Raw genomic sequence first — 22237 nt, 5'->3', positions numbered from 1 at the left:
GGGTTGGTACGTCAGGGACAGTGCAGGAGGGTAGGCGATGAATAGCAACACACTGTGGTTGATCGGCCGGCGCCTGGGCGCCGCGATCGTGACCTTGTTGATCGTGTCCATGGTCGTGTTTGCGATCACGGCGGTACTGCCGGGGGACGCGGCGCAACAATCGCTCGGGCAGTTCGCCACGCCGGAACAGGTGGCGGCGTTGCGCCTGAAACTGGGGCTGGATCAGCCCGGTGTGTTGCGTTACCTGCATTGGTTGATGAACCTGCTGAGCGGCGACATGGGCCAGTCGGTCTCCAACGCCATGCCGGTCAGCGAGTTGATGGCCGGGCGGGTGCCCAACACCTTGATGCTGGCGGCCGCCACGGCGCTGGTGTCAGTGCCGGTGGCGTTGATTCTGGGCATCGGCTCGGCGATGGGACGCGGTGGGCGCATCGACAGCTTCCTGAGCTTTTTCACCCTGGCCATGGTCGCGGTGCCGGAGTTTCTGGTGGCGACCCTGGCGGTGCTGATTTTTGCGGTGAACCTGGGCTGGTTGTCGGCGCTGTCGTACGCCAGTGACATCACCTCTCCTTGGCAATTCATGCGCACTTACGCCTTGCCGGTGCTGACCCTGTGCTGCGTCATCGTGGCGCAAATGGCCCGCATGACCCGAGCGGCGGTGATCGATCAACTGGACAGCCCTTACGTGGAAATGGCCCGGCTCAAAGGCGTGAGCCCGATGCGCATCGTGCTGCGCCATGCCTTGCCCAATGCCATCGGGCCGATCGCCAATGCCATCGCCCTGAGTCTTTCCTACCTGTTGGGCGGGGTGGTGATCGTCGAGACGATCTTCAACTACCCCGGCATCGCCAGCCTGATGGTCGATGCGGTGACCAACCGTGACATGGCGCTGGTCCAGGCCTGCACCATGCTGTTTTGCACGGCGTACCTGGGGTTGGTGCTGCTGGCCGACCTGTGCGCGATTCTGTCCAATCCGAGGCTGAGAAACCAATGAACAATCTCATTGTGAAATCGACGCCTGCGACCCCTGACCTGTCGGTTGGCAAGGTGTCTCATGGTCCGGCCTGGCTGGGTCTGATCGGGGCTGCGATGTGCGTTATCTGGTTGCTGGTGGCGATTTTCGGCCCGTGGCTGGCGCCGCACCCGGTGGGCGAAGTGGTCTCTGACAATGTCTTCGACAGCATCAGCGCCGTTTACCCGTTCGGCACCGATTACCTGGGCCGCGACATGCTTAGCCGAATCCTCGTCGGCGCACGCTTCACCGTCGGCCTGGCGTTGGTGGCGGCGGTGTTGGCCAGCGGTCTGGGCACCAGTTGCGCGCTGCTGTCGGTGGTGTCGCCGAAGTGGCTGGACGAGGTGATCAGTCGCTTGATGGACGCCTTCATCTCGATCCCGAGCAAGATGCTGGCGCTGATCATGGTCTCGGCCTTCGGCTCTTCGGTGACCTTGCTGATCTGCACGGCGGTGCTGAGTTTCACCCCCGGCGCGTTCCGCATCGCCCGCAGCATGGCGGTGAACATCGAAGCCCTGGAATACGTGCAGGTGGCCCGCACTCGCGGCGAGCGTCGGCTGTACATCGCGTGCGTGGAGATCCTGCCGAACATGCTCAACCCGGTACTGACGGACCTGGGGCTGCGTTTTGGTTTCATTGTGCTGCTGCTCAGCGGCATGAGCTTCCTCGGCCTGGGCGTGCAACCGCCGGATGCCGACCTTGGCTCACTGGTGCGCGAGAACATTGGCGGCCTCAACCAGGGCGCGCCGGCCATCGTGATTCCGGCCCTGGCCATCGGCACCCTGACCATCGGTGTGAATCTGTTTATCGACAGACTGTCGTCCCGACGTAGTCGCCGTACGGGAGGTCATTGAAATGAGTGAATTGATTCGAGTCGAAAACCTGCGGGTGGTCGCCTGTGGCGAGCGCGGCGAGGTGGAAATCGTCAAGGGTGTGAGCTTCGCCCTGGCAAAAGGTGAAGTGCTGGCGTTGATCGGCGAGTCCGGCTCCGGCAAGACCACCATCGCCCTGGCGTTGCTCGGTTATGCCCGGCGCGGTTGTCGCCTGGCGTCCGGCGTGGTACAGATCGGTGAGCACGACATGCTGGCGTTGAGCGAAAGCGAGCTGCAAGGCCTGCGGGGCAACCGGGTTTCGTACATCGCCCAAAGCGCTGCTGCGGCGTTCAACCCGGCGAAAAAACTCATCGATCAAGTGGTGGAGGGCGCATTGATTCATGGCCTGGGCAGCCGAGCTGTGCTCGAAGCCAAGGCGATCGAGTTGTTCCGCGACCTCGCGCTGCCGGACCCCGATCGCATTGGCCAGCGCTACCCTCATCAAGTCTCCGGCGGGCAACTGCAGCGGGTGATGGCGGCCATGGCGCTGATCAGCGATCCGCTGCTGGTGGTGCTCGACGAACCGACGACGGCCCTCGACGTGACGACCCAGATCGACGTGCTGCGCGCCTTCAAACGGGTGGTGCGCGAACGGGGGGCGACGGCGGTTTACGTGTCCCACGACCTCGCCGTGGTCGCGCAGATGGCCGATCAGATTGTGGTGCTCAACGGCGGCGAGATTTTTGAACAAAGCGCCACCGCGCCGTTACTCAAAGGCCCGGCCCACGAATACACCCGCAGCCTGCTGGCGGCGGCGCGGCCGGACACCACGATTCGTCCGCCCTGCGATGTGGCGCAAGACACGCCCTTGTTGACCATCCAGGGCCTGACCGCCGGTTACGGCAACAAGAACATGCACGGCATGCCGTCGATTCGGGTGCTGGAAGACATCGACCTGACCGTGCGCCGGGGCCAGGCCATCGGCGTGATCGGTGAGTCGGGCTCGGGCAAATCGACCCTGGCGCGGGTGGTGGCGGGGTTGCTGACTCCGGCGCTGGGTGGGCTGACCTTCGATGGTCAACCGCTGGGCGGCTGCCTGTCCGAGCGCACCGCTGAACAGTTCCGCCGCATTCAAATGGTCTTCCAGAATGCCGACACCGCGCTCAACCCGATGCACAGCGTCAGCACCATTCTGAGTCGGCCGCTGAAGATGTATTTCGGTCTCAAAGGGGCCGCATTGCGCGAGCGCATCGGCGAGTTGCTGGATCTCGTTCGTTTGCCGCGAGCCATGGCCGAACGGCGTCCGAATGAACTGTCCGGCGGGCAAAAGCAGCGGGTCAACCTGGCCCGGGCGCTGGCGGCCAAACCGGACCTGATTCTGTGCGATGAGGTGACCTCGGCGCTCGATACCGTGGTCGGCGCGGCGATTCTCGAACTGCTGCGCGACCTGCGTCAGGAACTGGGGGTTTCGTACCTGTTCATCAGTCACGACATCTCCACGGTGCGGGCACTGTGCGATGACATTGTGGTGATGTACAGCGGCCACAAGATCCAGGCCGGCACTCGGCAAGCGTTCGCCCAGGCACCGTTCCATCCTTACACCGACCTGTTGATCCATTCCGTGCCGGAACTGCGTCAGGGCTGGCTGGAGAACTGCGGCACCACTTGCGGCGAACTGCCACCAATCGGCGCCAGCGCCAACGTGCCGGAGCTGTGCACCTTTCTCAATCGGTGCCCGGTGCGGGTCGACGGCCTGTGCAATCGCACCGCGCCGAACCGCCGGACCATCGCCGGTGGCAGCGAAATCCTTTGCCACCACGACACGGCAGAACTGCTGAAAACCCAGCAGGATTTGAACACCATGACCCAGGGAGCCTATGCATGAACGGGCGTTTTGTGAGGCTGGCCGAGCAGAGCCGGCCGACCGTCAATTTGAAGGTGGACGGCGTACCCATCGAGGCGCTGCGGGGCGATACCCTGATGGTCGCGTTGCTGACCCAAGGCTCGGCGTTGCGCCAGTCGGAATTCGATTCGGGCCGCCGCGCCGGTTTTTGTTTGATGGGCGCCTGCCAGGATTGCTGGGTCTGGACCCGCAGCGGCGAACGCCTGCGTGCCTGTTCCAACGAAGTCCGTGAAGGGTTGGACATCGTCACCACACAACCGGAGGCGACATGGCCACTGCACGGCTGAGCTCTAATAAAGTCGTTATCGTCGGCGCCGGGCCGGCCGGGATTCGCTGTGCCGAAACCCTGCTGGCCGCTGGTGTAAAGCCGATCCTGATCGATGAAAATCGCCGGGATGGCGGGCAGATCTACCGCCGCCAGCCAGAAGGCTTTACCCGCGATTACCCCACGCTGTACGGCACCGAAGCCACCAAGGCCCGGGACCTGCACCTAAGCTTCGATCGCTTGCGTGGGGCGATCGACTACCGCCCGGACACACTGGTGTGGAACCTCACGCCGGGGCAATTGTGCTGCGTCAGTCAGGGCAAGCACTCGACGGTGGATTACGACGCGTTGATCCTCTGCACCGGCGCCACCGATCGCTTGATGCCGATCGAAGGCTGGCAACTGGCGGGCACCTACAGCCTTGGCGGGGCGCAGATCGCGCTCAAGTCCCAGGCAGTCTCCATCGGCCACAGCGTGGTGTTCATGGGCAGCGGGCCGTTGCTGTATCTGGTGGCCAGCCAATACGTCAAAGCCGGCGCCAACGTGGCGGCTGTGCTCGATACCTCGCCGCTGAGCAAACGTATCCTTGCCATGCCCAAACTGCTGGCACGTCCCGGATTGCTGTTCACCGGGATGAAACTGCTGGCGCAGCTGTATCAGGCGAAAATCCCGGTGCATCTGGGGATCAAACCTCAGCAAGTACTGGGCGACGCCGCGAGCGGAGTCAGTGGCGTGCGGGTCAGCACGGCGCGCGGGGAAACCCTGACGGTCAATTGCGATGCCGTGGCCCTGGGTTATCACCTGCGTCCGGAAACGCAGTTGGCGGACCTGGCTGGTTGTCGCCTGCGGTTCGATGAGGCGTCCAGCCAATGGTTGCTGGCGGTTGATGAGGACGGCCGGACCTCGGTCAGTGGCGTGTACGCGGCCGGGGACGGCTCGAAGATTCGCGGCGCGGATGCGGCTGAACACGCCGGAAGGCTGGTCGCCATGGCGCTGTTGGAGGACCTGCACCAACCTTTAAATGCTGGTTTGCGCGACGAACAACGCCACGCGCTGGCGGTGATGGATCAGTTTCGTTTGGGGCTGGCCCAGGCGTTTCCCTGGCCGTCGGCGCAAGCCAAAGCTTTGCCGGATGCCGCCATCGTCTGTCGCTGCGAAATGATCAGCGCCGGCGAATTGCGCCGCACCGTCAGCGAAAAGGGTGCCTGCGAAGTCAATCGGGCCAAGGCGTTCAGCCGAGTCGGCATGGGCCGTTGCCAGGGCCGTTATTGTTCCCAGGCCGGGGCCGAGGTGATTGCTGCCGCCGCCGGCGTCAGCGTGCAACAGGTCGGCCGGCAGCGCGGTCAGGCGCCGGTCAAACCCCTTTCGATGCTCACCGAGGAGGTGTCGCCATGACGGTTCACAAAGCCGATGTCGTGATTGTCGGTGGCGGCCTGATGGGTTCGGCGGCGGCGTTTTTTCTGCGTCAGCGCGGTCAGTCGGTGATCCTGCTGGAGCGCGACCAGATTGGTCAGTACGCCAGCGGCGTGAACTTCGGCAACGTGCGCCGTCAGGGACGATTCCTTGGGCAACTGGCGTTGGCCAACCGTTCGTGGGCCCTGTGGAAGCGCTTGCCGGAATTGATCGACGATGACCTCGAATTCATCGCCAGCGGGCACATGCGTGTGTGTTACCGCGAAGACGAAATCCCTGAGCTGGAAGCCTACGCGGCAGCGCCCGAAGCGGCGCAACTGGACCTGAAAATCTTTCGCGGCGCCGAGTTGCACGAGCGCTTCCCGTTTCTCGGGCCAGACGTGAAGGGCGGCTCCTACGCGCCCCACGACGGCCACGCCAATCCACGTTTGGCCGCCCCGGCGTTTGCCCGTGCTGCACGACGCCTCGGCGCGCGGATCGAAGAACAGACCGAAGTCGCCGAAGTGCAGAAGGTCGCTGGCGAGTTCAGCGTCACCACCACCGATGGCCGCCAATTCAGCGCCGCCCAGCTGTTGATCACCGCGGGCGCCTGGGGCCAGAAGCTGTCGGCGCAGTTCGGCGAGCCGGTGCCGCTGGACACCCATGGCCCGCAAATGGCGGTGACCGAACCGGTGCCTTACGCCTTGCCGACGGTGATCGGGGTGTACACCAAAATTCCCGAGGAAGTGATCTATTTCCGCCAGATCCCGCGCGGCAACATCGTCATCGGCGGCGGTTACCGCAGCAAACCGGACATGCTCAATCGCCGGGCCTATGTCGAGCCACGCAGCATCCTCAATCAGATGGAGCAGATGCGTCGCCTGCTGCCGGGAGTCGGCAACCTGAACATCATCCGGGTCTGGAGCGGCATCGAAGGTTATCTGCCCGACTCCCTGCCGGTGATGGGCCCCAGCGGCATCGTCGATGGCTTGTTCTATGCGTTCGGCTTCTGCGGCCACGGTTTCCAGCTCGGCCCTGGCGTCGGCGACGTGATGGCCGAACTGATCAGCACCGGCAGCACCAGCACGTCGATTGAGCCGTTCTCCATCAACCGGTTCGCCCTCTCAGCCGAGCAACGGAGCAAGGCCTCATGAAACCCCGTGTACTGGATATTCTCAAACGCCTGATGGCCTTCGACACCGTGTCTTCGGAGTCGAACATGGCCCTCATCGAGTACGTGCGTGAGCTACTGCTGACCAAAGGCATCGAGTCGCTGATCGTCAAGGATGAAACCGGCAAAAAGGCCAACCTGTTCGCCAGCACCGGCCCACGCGAGTTGCCGGGGATTCTGTTGTCCGGGCATACCGACGTGGTACCGGCGGCGGGGCAGGCCTGGACCTTCCCGGCCTTTCAGGCGACGGTGCAGGACGGGCGGATTTACGGCCGTGGCAGTTGCGACATGAAGGGCTTCATCGCATTGGCCATCGACGCGATGCTCGACGCGGCGGACAGCCCCTTGAGCCGGCCGCTGCAACTGGCGCTGTCCCATGACGAAGAGACCGGTTGCGTCGGCGTGCGCCGTTTGCTCGACGTGTTGCACCTGGCGCCGGTGCGACCGTTTTTGTGCCTGATCGGCGAGCCGACCAACATGCAGTTTGTGTTGGGGCACAAGGGCAAAGGTTCTTACCGCACGTATTGTCGTGGCCTGGAAGCGCATTCCTCGCTGGCACCGCGCTCGGTCAATGCGATTCACGTGGCCTGCGATTTCATCGCCGCGCTGCGTCAAAGCCAGCAGCAGTTGCAAGAACAGGGCGCCCAGGACGCTGACTACGACGTGCCTTACAGCACCGTGCATGTCGGGCAGATTGTTGGCGGCAAGGCGCTGAACATCGTGCCGAACCTGTGCACCCTGGACTTCGAAGTGCGCAACTTGCCGGCGGACGATCTGGATCAGTTCCTGGAGCAGATGCGCGAGCGGGCCGAAGTGATTGTGCGTGAGGCCAAAAAGCTGTCCAGTATTGCGGCCATTGAGATTGAAACCGTCAACGTCTATCCCGGTCTCGATACGCACCCGAGCGTCGAAGCGGTGCGCTTTCTGAAGAACTTCGCCGCGCCGGATACCGGCACCGCCAAAGTATCGTTCGGCACCGAAGGCGGGCTGTTCAAGCAGCGCCTCGATGTGCCGGTGGTGGTCTGTGGACCGGGCTCGATTGAACAGGCGCACAAGCCGGACGAGTTCATCGAGATCAGCCAGATGGAGGCCGCGGAGCGGTTTCTTGATGGCCTGCTCGGTTCCCTGAAGTTGTAATCAGGTTCCATGGCAAGCACAGATCAAATGTGGGAGCGGGCTTGCTCGCGAAGGCGTCGTGTCAGTCAGCATTTATGACAACTGACACACCGCTTTCGCGAGCAAGCCCGCTCCCACAGGGTTTTGTGTTTACCTGGCAGACCACAAATCTGCCGTTTCACCGCCAATTTCAGCATCCGACACTGTCCTCAAATTGCTTTCAGCATCCTCATCCGCAGCACCTCCCTAGACTGGAGCGTGTCTCGGATCAGGACTCGACCATGCTCAAGAATCGTTTGAAAGACCCCAGCCTTTTAGCAGAACTCGCCTATGTCGACGGTCAGTGGATCGGCGCCGACAACGCCGCGACCCTGGACGTCATCGACCCGGCCAACGGCCAGTTGCTTGCCCGCGTACCGGCGATGCAAGGCGCGGAAACCCGTCGCGCCATCGAAGCGGCCGAAAAAGCCTGGCCGGCCTGGCGCGCTCGCCCGGCGGCGGAACGTGCGGCGCTGCTTGAGCGCTGGTATCAGGCCATGATCGACAACCTCGACGACCTGGCGCTGATCATGACTTGCGAGCAGGGCAAACCGTTGAACGAAGCCAAAGGCGAAATTCGCTACGGCGCCGGTTTCGTCAAATGGTTCGCCGAGGAGGCCCGACGGGTCTACGGCGAAACCATGCCGGCCCCCAGCGGTGACCGCCGACTGCTGACCCTCAAGCAACCAGTGGGTGTGTGCGCCGCGATCACCCCGTGGAATTTCCCCAACGCGATGATCACCCGCAAATGCGCGCCGGCCCTGGCGGCCGGGTGCCCGATCATCGTCAAGCCCTCGGACCTGACGCCGTTGTCGGCCTTGGCCCTGGCGGTACTGGCCGAACGCGTGGGCATCCCGGCCGGGGTGTTCAACGTGTTGACCGGCATGCCCGCCGGGATCGGCGAAGAGCTGACCGGCAACCCGAGCGTGCGCAAAATTTCCTTCACCGGCTCGACCGCCGTCGGCCGCTTGCTGATGCGCCAGAGCGCCGAACACATCAAGCGCTTGAGCCTGGAACTGGGCGGCAACGCGCCGTTCATTGTGTTCGACGACGCTGACCTTGAGCAGGCGGTGGCCGGCATCATGCTCAGCAAGTTTCGCAACGCCGGGCAAACTTGCGTCTGTGCCAATCGCATTCTGGTGCAGGACGGCATCTACGAACGCTTCGCCCAGCGATTGGTGGAGGAGGTCGGCAAGCTCAAGGTCGGTAACGGCCTTGACGCCGACGTCACCATCGGCCCGCTGATCAACCCTGCGGCGGTGAGCAAAGTCGCCCGGCACATCGACGATGCCCTGAGTCAGGGCGCGCGGTTGCTCTGCGGTGGTATTCCCGAGGGCGACAGCCAATTCGTGCAGCCCACGGTACTCGGCGAGGCCCACGCGGGCATGTTACTGGCCAACGAAGAAACCTTCGGCCCGGTGGCGCCGCTGATGCGCTTTACCGATGAAGCCGAAGCCCTCGCGCTGGCCAATGCCACGCCTTACGGTTTGGGGGCCTACTATTTCACCCAGGATTTGCGTCGTTCATGGCGTTTCGGCGAGGCGCTGGAATTCGGCATGGTCGGCCTCAACACCGGGATCATTTCCATGGAAGTCGCGCCGTTCGGCGGCATCAAACAATCGGGCCTGGGCCGCGAAGGCAGCAAGTACGGTCTGGATGAATACCTTGAAGTCAAAGCCTTCCACATCGGTGGGCTGTAATTCACAGGCACGGGGAGGCAGATTGATGAGCAAGACATTCAAAATCGCCGCGATTGCCGGCGATGGCATCGGCAAGGAAGTGCTGCCGGAAGGGCTGCGAGTACTGGAGCAGGCCGCGAAGAAATGGCAGCTGGATCTGAGCATCGAAGTGCTCGATTGGGCGCATTGCGATTACTACCTGGAACACGGGCAAATGATGCCCGACGACTGGTTTGAACAGCTCAAGGGCTTCGACGCGATCTACTTCGGTGCCGTGGGTTGGCCGGACAAGGTGCCGGACCACATTTCCCTGTGGGGCTCGCTACTCAAGTTTCGTCGGGACTTTGACCAGTACGTGAACATTCGTCCGGTGCGGCTGTTCCCCGGCGTGCCGTGCCCCTTGGCCGGACGCAAGCCGGGGGACATCGATTTCGTGGTGATCCGCGAGAACACCGAGGGCGAGTATTCGTCGGTGGGCGGCAAGATGTTTGAAGGCACCGAGCATGAGTTCGTGCTGCAAGAGTCGGTGTTTACCCGGCGCGGCGTGGACCGGATTCTCAAGTTCGCCTTCGAGCTGGCCCAGACTCGACCGCGCAAGCGTCTGACGGCGGCGACCAAGTCCAACGGGATTTCCATCAGCATGCCGTACTGGGACGAACGCACCGCATTGATGGCGGCGCAGTACCCGGACATCACCTGGGACAAGCAGCACATCGACATTCTGTGCGCGCGTTTCGTGCTGCAACCGGACCGGTTTGATGTGGTGGTGGCGTCGAACCTGTTCGGCGACATTCTTTCCGACCTGGGCCCGGCGTGTGCAGGGACCATTGGTATTGCGCCGTCGGCCAACCTTGATCCTGAACGTCGCTTTCCGTCGCTGTTCGAACCGGTGCACGGCTCGGCGCCGGACATCTATGGGCAGAACATTGCCAATCCGATTGCGATGATCTGGTCAGGGGCGTTGATGCTGGATTTTCTGGGGAATGGGGACGAGCGCTATCGCGCGGCGCATGACGGGATTTTGCAGGCGATTGAGCGAGTGATTGCGCAGGGGCCGATTACGCCGGATTTGGGGGGGAAGGGGTCGACTCAGGACGTCGGCAAAGCCATCGCCGACAACCTTTGAGTTCAGCACTCACTCATGTGGGAGCGAGCCTGCTCGCGAAGGCGGACTTACATTCAACATGGATGTTGACTGACACTCCGTCTTCGCGAGCAGGCTCGCTCCCACAGTTGTTATGTGTTGAGTTCAGTAACCTTGGGTGCGGTCGATCTGGCCCACCATTGGCTTACCCTGTTCAAACCGCCGAATATTCTCCAACAACACCCCAAACGCACTCTCCGGCTGTGTCATCGCGGCAATATGCGGGGTCAGCAGAATCTGCGGATGATCCCAAAACGGATGATCCTTCGGCGCCGGTTCTTCCTGCAGCACATCCAGCACCGCACCACTGAGCTGCCCGCTGTCCAGCGCCTCCAGTAGATCACTCTCCACCAGATGCCCGCCACGCCCCATGTTGATCAACGCCGCGCCAAGGGGTAATTGCCGAAACAACTCACGATCAAGAATGCCCTGAGTCTGCTCAGTCAGCGGCAGCACGCACAGCAGAATGTCGCACCGACTGAGAAACGCCGGCAGTTGCTCGCGCCCGGCATAGCACTCCACGCCAGCGACCTGATGCGCACTGCGCGCCCAACCCGACAAGGCAAAGCCCAACGGCTGCAACGTCGCCAGAATCTGCTGAGCCTGGGTGCCAAGGCCCATGACCCCGATCCGGCGCGTGGCCGCCGGTTGCAGCAAGTGCGCCTGCCAGCACCGCGCCATTTGCTGCTGGCGATAACGCAGCATGTCCCGGTGCAGGCTCAGCACCGCAAAACTGGCGTACTCGCACATACCACGGGTGATGCCGGGGTCCAGCAGACGCACCACCGGCAAGCTCTCGGGCAAGCGACTGAGGTCCAGTTGATCGACCCCGGCGGACAACGCAAATAGTACTTTCAGATTCGGCAGCAAAACCTCGAGATCGTCGGGTGCCTGCCAGGCGGCGAGGTACTCGATGTCCGCGAGATCACCGATGTCCGGCCAGGCGCGCCATTCGATATCCGGGGCGTGTTCGGCAAACAGCGCTTTCCACTGTTCGCCGCGCACAGGGTCAGCTTTATAAAGCAGGGCCATGGGCATGTCCTGAGGGATGAAGGTGTTGTCCATCATCGCGCAACGTCAGCGCAGGATCTGTCGAAAGGGCCGGGTTAAACGGGTTTCGCGATGTTCGATCGGCGACGGCCCGGCAGATTCGGCGGGTGAAAGGAATCTGCCGTTTGGCAGGGTGAAAACAGTCGATCCGAATTTCTCAGGGGCCAAGTTCGGCGTAGATCGTTTCGCGCAAGGCTTAACCTGAACACCATCGCAACCACCTCCCGGTTGCCGGACTCACGATGGGATATGCCATGAATAGCAAAGTCGACGAAACCCCTCATTTGCTCCGTCAGCGCGATCAATTCGTGCCGCGTGGCCTGGTGACCGCTCACCCGTTGGTGATCGATCGCGCCCAAGGTGCCGAGTTGTGGGACGTGGACGGCAAGCGCTACCTGGATTTTGTCGGCGGCATCGGTGTGTTGAACATCGGTCACAACCACCCGAAGGTGGTCGCTGCGGTGCAGGCGCAATTGCAAAAGGTCTCTCACGCCTGTTTCCAGGTGGTGGCCTATAAGCCTTATCTGGACCTGGCCCAGCGTCTGTGCGAAATGATCGGTGGCAAGGAAGCGTATAAAGCGGCGTTCTTTACCTCCGGCGCCGAGGCGGTGGAAAACGCGGTGAAGATCGCCCGCGCTCACACTAACCGCTCGGCCGTGATCGCCTTCCGCGGTGGTTTCCACGGTCGTACCTTGCTCGGCACCACGCTGACCGGCATGAGCCAGCCCTACAAACAGAACTTCGGGCCGTTCGCGCCGGAGGTGTTCCACACCCCGTATCCGAATGCCTATCGTGGCGTCACCAGCGAGATGGCGCTCAAGGCCCTCGACGAGTTGCTGGCCACCCAGGTTGCCCCTGAGCGTGTCGCCGCGATCATCATTGAACCGGTGCAGGGTGACGGCGGTTTCCTGTCGGCACCGGCGGAGTTTCTCCAGGCCCTGCGCGCGCTGACTGAAAAGCACGGCATCGTGCTGATTCTCGATGAAATCCAGACCGGTTTCGGCCGTACCGGCAAGTGGTTCGGTTTCCAGCACGCCGGGATACAGCCGGACCTGGTGACCGTCGCCAAGAGTCTGGCCGGTGGCTTGCCGTTGTCCGGGGTGGTCGGCAAAGCCGAGATCATGGACGCGCCGCTGCCCGGTGGCCTGGGCGGCACCTACGGTGGCAACGCCTTGTCCTGCGCCGCCGCGCTGGCGGTGATCGAGGCCTTCGAGCAGGAACAATTGCTGGCCCGCGGCGAAGCATTGGGCGAGCGTTTGCGTCAGGGGCTGCTGCGTTTGCAGGCCCGTCACGGGCAAATCGGCGACGTGCGCGGCACCGGGTTCATGCTGGCGATCGAATTGATCAAGGATGACGCGGCCCGCACGCCGGACGCTGACCTGAATCAGCGGCTGATCGATGAAGCCCGGGCCGGCGGCTTGCTGGTGATCAAATGCGGTGTGTACCGCAACGTGCTGCGCTTCCTCGCACCGCTGGTGACCACCGAAGCACAGGTCGATGAAGCGCTGCAGATTCTTGAAGCAGCATTGGCACGCGTCTTGAACTGAGCTCATGGCCGCTCGGGGCGGTGCCACAAGGCATCGCCCGTGAGCGTTTATGGAGCATGGATTGATGGAATGCATCATCGGAGGCTTTGCGCACCATGGGGCTGACTGATTATCGAGCACTGCTCATTGATTGCGATGAGGTCCTGGTCGATCGGGACTCGGGTGTCTGGACGGCACTGCAACCGCTGCTGGACAGCCGAGGCGGTCATCCGGACAAGGAACAGGTGCTGGCCGAATACAGCGAGGTGGTGCAAGCGCTGTATCCGCGTTTCGCTGAGCTGGGCTTTAGTGGCGTGCTGTGTTTCGCCCATCGCCAGCTGGCCGAGCGCTGGGGCCTGAAAGCCAGTTGGGAGGAGGGCATGAGCTTTGCCCGTTCGGTGGCCGGCTGGTCGCTGTTCGAGGACGCGCCCGGGGCGATGTTGTACCTGCGCAAGTTCTACCGCTTGCTGGTGCACGGCGACCGGGATGCCGAGGATCGAGGGCTGCTGTGTGAGCGACTGGGGATCATGCCCGACGATTTCATTTCACTGGCCAGCGACCCTTTGCTTGATCCAGAGTGGTTGAAGGTCAACGAGCTTGAACCCGGCAGCATCCTGCAAGTGACCCGTCCTTCGGTCGGTCGACAGGCGGCCAAAGACGTGTGCCTGATCTGTCGCGGCCGGTCAAAACACCCCACGCCGTGCGCGGCGGATTACTGTATTAACAGCATGGCGGATCTGGTAGCTCAGCATCAGCTGTCTTTACGGCGCTGATTTTGCTAGAAGATTGTCTTACAAACGGCAGTCAAGAGGTACGCAATGGAAGGGTTAGTCAAACTGGACCGAATCGACATCAGCATCCTGGTTGAGCTGCAAAAGGACGGGCGCATGACCAACGTCAGCCTGGCCGATGCGGTGGGGTTGTCGGCCAGTCCCTGCCTGCAACGGGTCAAACGGCTTGAGTCGGCCGGGTATATTTCCAGCTACAAGGCGCACCTGAACCTGGCCAAGATCACCGATTCGGTGACGGTGTTTACCGAAATCACCTTGAGCGACCACAAGCGCGAAGACTTCGCCAAGTTCGAGTCCAACATCCGTCTGGTGGACGAAGTGCTCGAGTGCCATTTGATCAGCGGTGGCTACGATTATCTGGTGCGCTTCATGACCCGCAGCATCCAGCATTATCAGGAAGTGATCGAAAGCCTGCTGGACAAGAACATCGGCATCTCCAAGTACTTCAGTTACATCGTCATCAAATCTCCAGTGCTCAAGGACGGCGTGCCGCTGCGCAAGTTGCTGCGCCACTGACAGACTCCATTCCCAAACCCAATACAAATCCCCTGTGGGAGCGGCGGTGCGACGATTCGACTTGCTCGCGAAGAGGCCGTATCAGTCGGTAGAAATGTCGACTGACAAACCGCTTTCGCGAGCAAGCCCGCTCCCACATTTGTTTTGCAGCGCCACCTGCACCGCGTTTGGACATGAGTTCGTTAGATCCCCTCAACGCGCTTCATCCTGGCGCAAGCCGCATAAACGGCTGTTTCAAGCCACAAAAACAGTTGCCGATTGCCCCCTATGCACTGATTTCAGAGCAAAGCGCAAAAGTCTCTGCGCTGTAATGCGTTCAGAGAGAGGGGAGCGGTTTTTGAAGTCGCTGATTCCACAGGATGAGACGGCTGCAACAAACCGCTGAATAACACCAATCGGAGCGTAAAAAAATGCGAATGAGCAACGCAAAAGCACTATTGGGTTACGGCGTCTTATTGCTGGCGAGCAGCAGCGAGGCGCATCAGATCTGGTATGAACAACCACCCGGGCAACCCCTGGCGTTGTACTACGGGGAATATGACAAGAACATGCTGGAAGTCACGCCGGGCGGGATGGACCGGTTCCAGCAACTCAAGGGCTGGTCGATCAGCAACAAGTCCCAGCCGTTAACACTGACCTTGCAGCGCCAGGCCTTTGCGGTGGCGCATCAAACCCGGGCCGATGACTCGCTGCTGGCCCAGGACCCGCACTATCCGATCTTCGATATTCATGAGGCCGACAAGGCGCTGAAGACCCACTGGACGCCAGCGACCCGTTGGGTTGGCGACTTGCGCGCCCGCACCCCGGAACTGACCCTGGACATCGTGCCCACCGGCGTCGCCGATGCAGGCAAGGCGCAATTCCAGGTGTTCTATGCGTCCAAACCGTTGGCCGACCAGGACGTGGTGCTGGAAACCGGCTCCGGTGAAGTGTTCACCCAGCGCACCGACGCCGCGGGCAAAGTCAGCTTCGAGCTGCCGTGGCAGGGCACCTACGTGGTGGCCGTGGAATACAAGGACCGCACGCCCGGCGAACGCATCAGTCCTCAAGGCAAAGCCGAACCGTTCGATATAAAGAGCTTCAGTTCGACACTGTCGTTCTATCGATCACAGGGCCAGACGCCATTGCCGCGCGCGCCGTCGCAGCTACCGGCATCGGAAGTCGCCAGGCTGAAGAAACAGGCCTGACCCCTCGACCACTACATGAGTGACTGATATGACCCCATCTTCAGGATTGGCAGGGCAGGCGACAGCCGCTTCCCCTGCGCTTGCAACCAGTGCCGTCAAGGCCAACACCCGCATGCTGGCGATCGACGCCTTGCGCGGCTTCGTCATGCTGTTGATGCTGATCGACCATGTGCGGGAAACCTTTCTGCTGCACCGTCAGGTCACCGACCCGATCGATGCGTTGAGCGTCACGCCGGACCTGTACTTCACCCGCATGCTCAGCGAGATCTGCGCCCCGGCGTTCATCTTCCTCACCGGTTTGTCGGCCTGGCTCTACAGCCAGAAACACACAGCGAAAGAAACCTCGGTGTTCCTGCTCAAGCGCGGGTTGTTCCTGGTGTTTCTCGAAGTCACCTTCGTGTGCTTTGCCTGGAACGCCGAGTTCCCGCCCAAGACCTTGTGGCTGCAGGTGATCTGGTGCATCGGCATCTGCATGATCGTGCTTGCCGGGTTGCTGCACTTCAAACGCAGTTGGTTGATTGTGCTCGGTGTGGCCATTGTCGCCGGGCACAACCTGCTCGATGGCGTGACCGTGGGGCCGGAATCGCCGTTCTTTGTGCCGTGGTCGATCCTGCATCAGCGGGTGTTCATCGACATCACCGAATTCACCCGGGCCCGCACCACTTACCCGGTATTGCCCTGGATTGGCGTGATCCTGCTGGGGTGGGGAATCGGGCCGTGGTTCGGCAAGGACACGGCCCCGGCCGAGCGGATTTCCCGCCTGCTCAAACTGGGCGCCGGCCTGCTTGTAGCGTTCGTGTTCATTCGCTATCTGAACGTCTATGGCGAGAAACCCTGGGTGCAGACCGGTGATGCGTTGCGCACCTTCATGAGTTTCATGAGCGCCAAGAAGTACCCGCCCTCGCTGATGTTCCTGATGCCGACGATTGGCCTTTCGCTGATCTTGCTGGCGCTGTTCGAGAAGCTGCAGGATCGCTGGTCCACCGCAACCCTGGCGATTTACGGCGGGGCGCCGATGTTCTTCTATTTGCTGCACTTGTACGTACTCAAGGCCATGTACCTGGTGGCGGTCGCGATCTGGGGCGCCAATCAGGGTGCCTACTATGGCTTCGACAACCTGCCCACGGTGTGGCTGTGGAGTGTGATCCTCGGGGTGTTGTTGTTCTTCCCGACGCGCTGGTTCGCCAACCTCAAACAGCGCCGCCGCGATATCGCGATCCTCAAATACCTCTGAGGTGACCTACGGTGTCCCCCGTTCGGCGGGACACCTTGCAGACCCCGAATTCTGTGGAGTTGCACTGTGAAAACCCTATCGACGCATACCCTGCTATTGGCATTGGGCGGGCAGTCTCTGCTCGCCCTGGCTTCAGAGCAAGACACCGCAAAAGGCTTTATCGAGGACAGCCAATGGAGCCTGCTCAACCGCAGCCTCTACGACCGTCGCGACTATGAACACGGCTCACTGAGCAATGGCGCGCGCAATGCCTTCAAGCCCCGCGCCGAACGCAGCGACCTGGCCGAGGAGTGGGCCTACGGCCTGATGGCCGATTTCACCTCCGGCTACACCGCCGGCACTGTGGGCTTGGGCCTGGACGCCCATGTGTATTCCGGCTGGGAACTGGACAGCGGCGGCGGCCGGGCCGGCAAGGCGCGGGTGTTGGGCGTGGACAATGACGGGCACCCCAAGGATGAGTTCAGCCGTGGCGGTGCCGTGGCCAAGCTGCGGTTTTCCTCGACGGAATTGCGTTACGGCGAGCAGCGGGTAAAAACCCCGGTGTTCGGTTCCTCCGACAGCCGCTTGCTGCCGGAGACCGCCACCGGCTGGCTGCTGACCAGTCGCGAACTGCCCGCCACGACCCTGTATGGCGGACATTTCAACGAGAGCACCGATCGCAACGCCACCAGCCATGACCAAGGCTTTGTAGTCAATTACTCCAACGGCAAACAGGGCGACAGCTTCGACCTGGTGGGGGTGCGCAACACGGCGGTCAAAGGACTCAACGCCAGCCTGTTCAGCGCGGATTACGCCGACACCTGGCGACAGCATTACCTGGGCGCGGTCTACACCCAGCCGTTGGCGCAAGGCCAGGACCTGATCTTTGATCTCAATCTGTACCGAACCCAGGACACCGGCAAAGCCTTGTCCGGCCGCATCGACAACACCACCTGGAGTTTGCTGTCGACCTACAAGCTCGGGGCCCACAGCTTCGGCCTTGGCTATCAAAAGGTCGATGGCGACACGCCCTTCGATTACGTGACCCGTGGCGCGATCTACCTGAGCAACGCCGTGGCGCTGTCCGATTTCAACGCACCCCGGGAGGCATCCTGGCAAGCGCGCTACGATCTGAACATGGCCGGCTATGGCATTCCCGGCCTGACCTTCGGCGCACTGTACGTGCGCGGCAGCGGCATCGACGGTACGCACATGGACCCGAACGGCGGATACAAATGGCTGGGTTACGGGCAGGGCGGCAAGCACTGGGAACGTGATCTGCAGGCCAAATACGTGGTGCAGTCGGGCGTTGCGAAAAACCTCGCGTTCAGCCTGCGCCATGCGGTTCATCGCGGGAATGCGGCGCAAGCAGAACTGGACGCCAATCAGATCCGCCTGGCGATCGAATACCCGCTAGGTGGCAAATTCTGATCCGGAACCGGATCGCCTTTGTGCACTTTTATAAGGCCGCGCAACACGCCTCTGCACTATGCGAAGGCAAATATCGGGCGTTCACGGGCTTCCTTAGTCAACGTTAACTGGCCCAAGGACTGCCGATGGCCGACTGGCACAAAGTCTGCAAGACACTGTTCAGGCCCACTGTGAATGCAGTCGAGTGGGCAGCCCCCTCGGTCAACGACGATCGATTGGCCGAACAGGTCGCGGGCAACATCGGTGGATCCGGCATAGATGCCTGACTTAGCACCGTAAATGAACAGGCAAAGACGCCTGGAACCGCAAGGTTTCAGGCGTTTTTTTTGCTTTTTGAACAGCTATCGACGGATGTCTCTTATGAATTCCAATGTTGCCACTTTGAACAAGCTGCAAACGCTGATCGTGATCGGCAATGGCATGGTCGGACATCATTGTGTCGAACAGCTGATCGAACGCGGTGCCCTTGATCAGTATCGGCTGCACGTGTTCAGCGAGGAGCCGATGCGTGCCTACGACCGCGTGCACCTTTCCGAGTATTTCTCCGGCCGTGATGCCGAGTCGCTGGCCCTCGGTGAAGCCTCGCTGTACCAGACCCCGGGCGTCACGCTGCATCTGGGGGTGCCGGTCCTGGAAATCGACCGCGCCCGCCGTCAGGTGATCACTGCGCAAGGCTGTGTCTCCTACGACAAATTGGTGCTGGCCACCGGGTCCTATCCGTTTGTGCCACCGATCGAAGGCGCCGAGGGCGATTCGCGGCTGGTGTATCGCACCCTTGAAGACCTCGACGCCATTCGTGCCGCGGCAAGCAACGCTCGACGCGGTGTGGTGGTCGGCGGTGGCTTGCTCGGTCTGGAAGCGGCCAACGCCCTGAAAACCCTGAGGCTGGAAGCTCATGTGGTGGAATTCGCCCCGCGCCTGATGCCGGTGCAGCTGGACGAATACGGTGGCCGTGCACTCAAGGCGCAGATCGAACGCCTCGGCGTCGGTGTGCACCTGTCGCGCGGCACGCAATCGATCAGCGCAGGCGAGGAATACCGCTACCGGATGAACTTCGCCAATGACGAATTCCTGGAAACCGACCTGATCGTGTTTTCCGCCGGTATCCGTGCGCAAGATGCACTGGCCCGTCAATGCTCGCTGGAAGTCGGCCCGCGCGGCGGTGTGGTGATTGACGACCAATGCCAGAGCAGCGATCCGAACATCTATGCGATCGGTGAGTGTGCCGCGTGGAACGGCAGCATTTTTGGCCTGGTCGCCCCGGGCTACCAAATGGCACGCGGTGTTGCCGCACTGCTGTGCAACGAAACCGCCGAGCCGTTCATGGGCGCGGACATGTCGACCAAGCTCAAGCTGTTGGGCGTCGATGTCGGCTCCATCGGCGACGCCCACGGCAGCACGCCGGGCGCGCGCAGTTATCAGTTCATCGACGAAACCACGGCCAGCTATCGTCGCCTGGTGGTGGATGCCACGGGCAAGCACGTCCTCGGTGCGGTGTTGGTCGGTGACAACAGCTATTACGACACGCTGCTGCAATACATGCAGAACGCGATTGCGCTGCCGGCGGAACCCGCCAGTCTGATTCTGCCGTCGTCCGAAGGCGCGCCGACGCTGGGCCCGGGCGCGTTGCCCGAAGCGGCCACGGTGTGCTCGTGCCACAACGTGACCAAGGGTTCCATTTGCTCGGCCATCGACGGTGGCTGCACCGACCTCGGCCTGCTCAAGTCGCAGACCAAAGCCTGCACCGGTTGCGGTGGTTGTGCCGGGCTGCTCAAGCAGGTTTTCGAACATGAGCTGATTGCCCGTGGCGTCAGCGTCGACAAGAGCCTGTGCGAACACTTCGCCTATACCCGCCAAGAGCTTTATGCGCTGGTGCGGGTAGAAGGGGTGATCACTTTCGAAGAACTGCTGGCCAAGCATGGCCGTGGCCACACCGGTTGCGACGTGTGCAAACCGGCGGTGGGCTCGATCCTCGCGTCGTGCTGGAACCAGCCGATCATGGACGCCTCACTGGTGCCGCTGCAGGACACCAACGACACCTTCATGGCCAACATGCAGAAAAACGGCACCTATTCGGTGGTGCCACGCATCCCCGGTGGCGAAATCACCGCCGACAAACTGATCGCGATCGGTGTGGTGGCGAAGAAATACGACCTCTACACCAAAATCACCGGCGGCCAGCGTATCGACCTGTTTGGCGCGCAGTTGCATGAATTGCCGGACATCTGGGCCGAGCTGATCGAAGCCGGTTTTGAAACCGGGCATGCCTACGGCAAGTCGACCCGCACAGTGAAGTCTTGCGTCGGCAGCACCTGGTGCCGTTATGGCGTGCAAGACAGCGTGCAAATGGCCCTGGCCATCGAGGACCGCTACAAGGGCCTGCGCTCGCCGCACAAGCTCAAATTCGCGGTGTCCGGTTGCACCCGTGAGTGTGCCGAGGCCCAGAGCAAGGACGTTGGCGTGATCGCCACCGAGAAAGGCTGGAACCTTTACATCGCCGGCAACGGCGGCATGCGTCCACGCCACGCCGAGCTGTTCGCCACCGACCTCGACGATGCGACCCTGATCCGCTACATCGACCGCTTCCTGATGTTCTACATCCGCACCGCCGACAAATTGCAGCGTACGTCGGTGTGGCGCGAAAGCCTGGAGGGCGGCCTCGATTACCTCAAGGACGTGATCATCAACGACAGCCTCGGGCTGGGTGAAGAGCTCGAATCGCAGATGCAACTGGTGGTCAACCGCTATGAATGCGAGTGGGCCAACGCCCTCAAAGACCCGGAAAAACTCAAGCGCTTCCGTACCTTCGTCAACGATAAACGCCCGGACCCGGACATCCACTTTGTCCAGGAACGCGGCCAGCGGCGCCCGATCATGGCCGCCGAACTCAACCTTATCCCTGTTTCCGAGGAGATTGCCTGATGAGCCAGTCCAATACCCAACGCATCGATTCCCTGGAAAACCCCGAGGCCTGGCAAACGGTGTGCGAGCAACAGGACCTGGTCAGCAACTCCGGCGTTGTCGTCTGGCTCGATGGCGCGCAAGTGGCGTTGTTCTACCTGCCGGGTGCCGAGGGTCGGACCCTCTATGCCATCGACAACCATGACCCGCAATCCGGGGCGAATGTGATCGGTCGCGGGTTGGTGGGCAGCATCAAGGGTGATCTGGTGGTTGCGTCGCCGATCTACAAACAGCATTTCCGCCTTGAGGACGGCAGCTGCCTGGAGTACCCGCAACAGCGTCTGCGTGTCTGGCCCGTGCGGTTGAACAGCGGCGTGGTGGAAGTCGGGGTGGCTTGAGCCTGTTCAACAGCATCGCGTATCCGCATCGGAGGCATTTATGAAAACAGCCGCACAATTGCTGAAACTCAAGGTCGTGCAAAACCGTCAGGTGCATAGCATCGCGCCCGATGAGATGGTCCTTGAAGCGCTGAGGATCATGGCCGAAAAGAACGTGGGTGCGCTTCCGGTGATCGAGGCCGGGCAGGTGGTCGGCGTGATCAGCGAGCGCGACTATGCGCGCAAGGTCGTGCTGCAGGGGCGCTCTTCGGTTGGTACGCCGGTGCGGGACATCATGAGTGCGCCCGTGGTGACGGCTGACAGTCAGCAGAGTATTGAGCGTTGCATGGCGGTTATGACTGACAGCCATCTGCGTCATCTGCCGGTGATGGAGGGTGGCGAACTGATGGGGCTGTTATCGATTGGGGATCTGGTCAAGGAGGCCATTGTTGAACAGGCGGATTTGATTCGGCAGCTGGAGCATTACATTCGCGGGCACTAGACCGGTCAGCGTCACTAAGGTTGGGGGACATATCCGTTTCTGCGGTGTTGGCTGATTACGGTTTCGCTTTTACAGCGACTCCCTTTTGCAGACGCCCAAAAGGAAGCAAAACGCTTTGCCCCTCCATTCGGTGCCTCGCCTAGGCTCGGCATGCCCTCACTCCGGCATTGCTCCGGGGGCCCGCCGCCATCGGCCATCCATGGCCGGGGG

At 61.8% G+C, this 22237-nt stretch carries 20 protein-coding genes; 19 read left to right on the top strand and 1 reads right to left on the bottom strand.

The window, feature by feature from the left end; translation table 11 throughout:
• The first annotated feature begins 37 nt into the window (after positions 1–37).
• The 9 genes from ASC74_RS21680 to ASC74_RS21640 all read left to right on the top strand — a co-directional run bounded on the left by ASC74_RS21680 (position 38) and on the right by ASC74_RS21640 (position 10515).
• Positions 38–994: an ABC transporter permease gene (locus ASC74_RS21680; RefSeq protein WP_056743945.1), complete on the top strand. Its 957-nt coding sequence runs from the start codon at positions 38–40 to the stop codon at positions 992–994.
• Positions 991–1866 carry an ABC transporter permease gene (locus tag ASC74_RS21675; RefSeq protein ID WP_056743943.1) on the top strand — a complete coding sequence of 292 codons (876 nt, stop codon included), beginning with the start codon at positions 991–993 and terminating at the stop codon, positions 1864–1866. The genes ASC74_RS21680 and ASC74_RS21675 overlap by 4 nt, the downstream gene beginning before the upstream one ends.
• A gap of 1 nt (position 1867) precedes the next feature.
• A complete protein-coding gene (locus ASC74_RS21670) occupies positions 1868–3709 on the top strand; it encodes an ABC transporter ATP-binding protein (protein WP_056743942.1) in 1842 nt (613 codons plus the stop codon).
• Positions 3706–4014 carry a (2Fe-2S)-binding protein gene (locus ASC74_RS21665; RefSeq protein WP_056743940.1) on the top strand — a complete coding sequence of 103 codons (309 nt, stop codon included), beginning with the start codon at positions 3706–3708 and terminating at the stop codon, positions 4012–4014. Before ASC74_RS21670 ends, ASC74_RS21665 begins: the two co-directional genes overlap by 4 nt.
• Positions 3996–5387, top strand: a complete 1392-nt coding sequence (locus ASC74_RS21660) for an FAD/NAD(P)-dependent oxidoreductase (protein WP_056743938.1) — start codon at positions 3996–3998, stop codon at positions 5385–5387. The genes ASC74_RS21665 and ASC74_RS21660 overlap by 19 nt, the downstream gene beginning before the upstream one ends.
• Positions 5384–6538, top strand: coding sequence for an NAD(P)/FAD-dependent oxidoreductase (locus ASC74_RS21655; protein WP_056743936.1), 1155 nt, complete (start codon positions 5384–5386; stop codon positions 6536–6538). The genes ASC74_RS21660 and ASC74_RS21655 overlap by 4 nt, the downstream gene beginning before the upstream one ends.
• On the top strand, positions 6535–7692 hold the full coding sequence (gene argE / locus ASC74_RS21650) for an acetylornithine deacetylase (RefSeq protein ID WP_056743934.1): 1158 nt from the start codon (positions 6535–6537) through the stop codon (positions 7690–7692). The genes ASC74_RS21655 and argE overlap by 4 nt, the downstream gene beginning before the upstream one ends.
• 260 nt (positions 7693–7952) lie before the next feature.
• Positions 7953–9410, top strand: coding sequence for an NAD-dependent succinate-semialdehyde dehydrogenase (locus tag ASC74_RS21645; protein WP_056743932.1), 1458 nt, complete (start codon positions 7953–7955; stop codon positions 9408–9410).
• A gap of 25 nt (positions 9411–9435) precedes the next feature.
• Positions 9436–10515: a tartrate dehydrogenase gene (locus ASC74_RS21640; protein ID WP_056743929.1), complete on the top strand. Its 1080-nt coding sequence runs from the start codon at positions 9436–9438 to the stop codon at positions 10513–10515.
• 123 nt (positions 10516–10638) lie between these two features.
• Here the strand turns inward: ASC74_RS21640 and ASC74_RS21635 are convergent, their stop codons facing one another.
• The gene (locus ASC74_RS21635; RefSeq protein WP_056743978.1) at positions 10639–11565 is read right to left on the bottom strand and encodes a 2-hydroxyacid dehydrogenase; all 927 of its coding nucleotides are present in this window, start codon (positions 11563–11565) and stop codon (positions 10639–10641) included.
• A gap of 272 nt (positions 11566–11837) precedes the next feature.
• Between ASC74_RS21635 and gabT the strand changes: the two genes are divergently transcribed.
• From gabT to ASC74_RS21590, 10 genes are all read left to right on the top strand, one after another.
• Positions 11838–13130 (top strand): 4-aminobutyrate--2-oxoglutarate transaminase, encoded by a 1293-nt coding sequence (gene gabT / locus ASC74_RS21630; protein WP_056743927.1) that lies wholly within the window; start codon positions 11838–11840, stop codon positions 13128–13130.
• Between the two features lie 95 nt (positions 13131–13225).
• Positions 13226–13882, top strand: a complete 657-nt coding sequence (locus ASC74_RS21625; protein WP_056743925.1) for a 2-haloalkanoic acid dehalogenase — start codon at positions 13226–13228, stop codon at positions 13880–13882.
• 45 nt (positions 13883–13927) lie between these two features.
• Entirely contained in the window at positions 13928–14416 is a 489-nt protein-coding gene (locus ASC74_RS21620; protein ID WP_008055821.1) for an Lrp/AsnC family transcriptional regulator, read from the top strand.
• Positions 14417–14832: 416 nt separating this feature from the next.
• Positions 14833–15603 (top strand): DUF4198 domain-containing protein, encoded by a 771-nt coding sequence (locus tag ASC74_RS21615; protein ID WP_236713324.1) that lies wholly within the window; start codon positions 14833–14835, stop codon positions 15601–15603.
• A gap of 28 nt (positions 15604–15631) precedes the next feature.
• The gene (locus ASC74_RS21610; protein WP_056743923.1) at positions 15632–16837 is read left to right on the top strand and encodes a DUF1624 domain-containing protein; all 1206 of its coding nucleotides are present in this window, start codon (positions 15632–15634) and stop codon (positions 16835–16837) included.
• Positions 16838–16903: 66 nt separating this feature from the next.
• On the top strand, positions 16904–18247 hold the full coding sequence (locus tag ASC74_RS21605; RefSeq protein WP_056743922.1) for an OprD family porin: 1344 nt from the start codon (positions 16904–16906) through the stop codon (positions 18245–18247).
• A 125-nt stretch (positions 18248–18372) separates the two neighbouring features.
• Positions 18373–18513, top strand: coding sequence for a hypothetical protein (locus tag ASC74_RS31665; RefSeq protein WP_156400838.1), 141 nt, complete (start codon positions 18373–18375; stop codon positions 18511–18513).
• A 94-nt stretch (positions 18514–18607) separates the two neighbouring features.
• The gene (gene nirB, locus ASC74_RS21600; protein WP_056743918.1) at positions 18608–21169 is read left to right on the top strand and encodes a nitrite reductase large subunit NirB; all 2562 of its coding nucleotides are present in this window, start codon (positions 18608–18610) and stop codon (positions 21167–21169) included.
• Entirely contained in the window at positions 21169–21546 is a 378-nt protein-coding gene (gene nirD, locus ASC74_RS21595; RefSeq protein ID WP_008156769.1) for a nitrite reductase small subunit NirD, read from the top strand. Before nirB ends, nirD begins: the two co-directional genes overlap by 1 nt.
• Positions 21547–21586: 40 nt before the next feature.
• Positions 21587–22027 carry a CBS domain-containing protein gene (locus ASC74_RS21590; RefSeq protein WP_046046902.1) on the top strand — a complete coding sequence of 147 codons (441 nt, stop codon included), beginning with the start codon at positions 21587–21589 and terminating at the stop codon, positions 22025–22027.
• The last annotated feature ends 210 nt before the right edge of the window (positions 22028–22237 follow it).

This window comes from Pseudomonas sp. Root329, from assembly GCF_001424925.1.
Classification (GTDB): Bacteria; Pseudomonadota; Gammaproteobacteria; order Pseudomonadales; family Pseudomonadaceae; genus Aquipseudomonas; species Aquipseudomonas arabinosi.
Note: the sequence above shows the minus strand (reverse complement) of the source record. Positions and strands in the feature narration are given on the sequence as shown.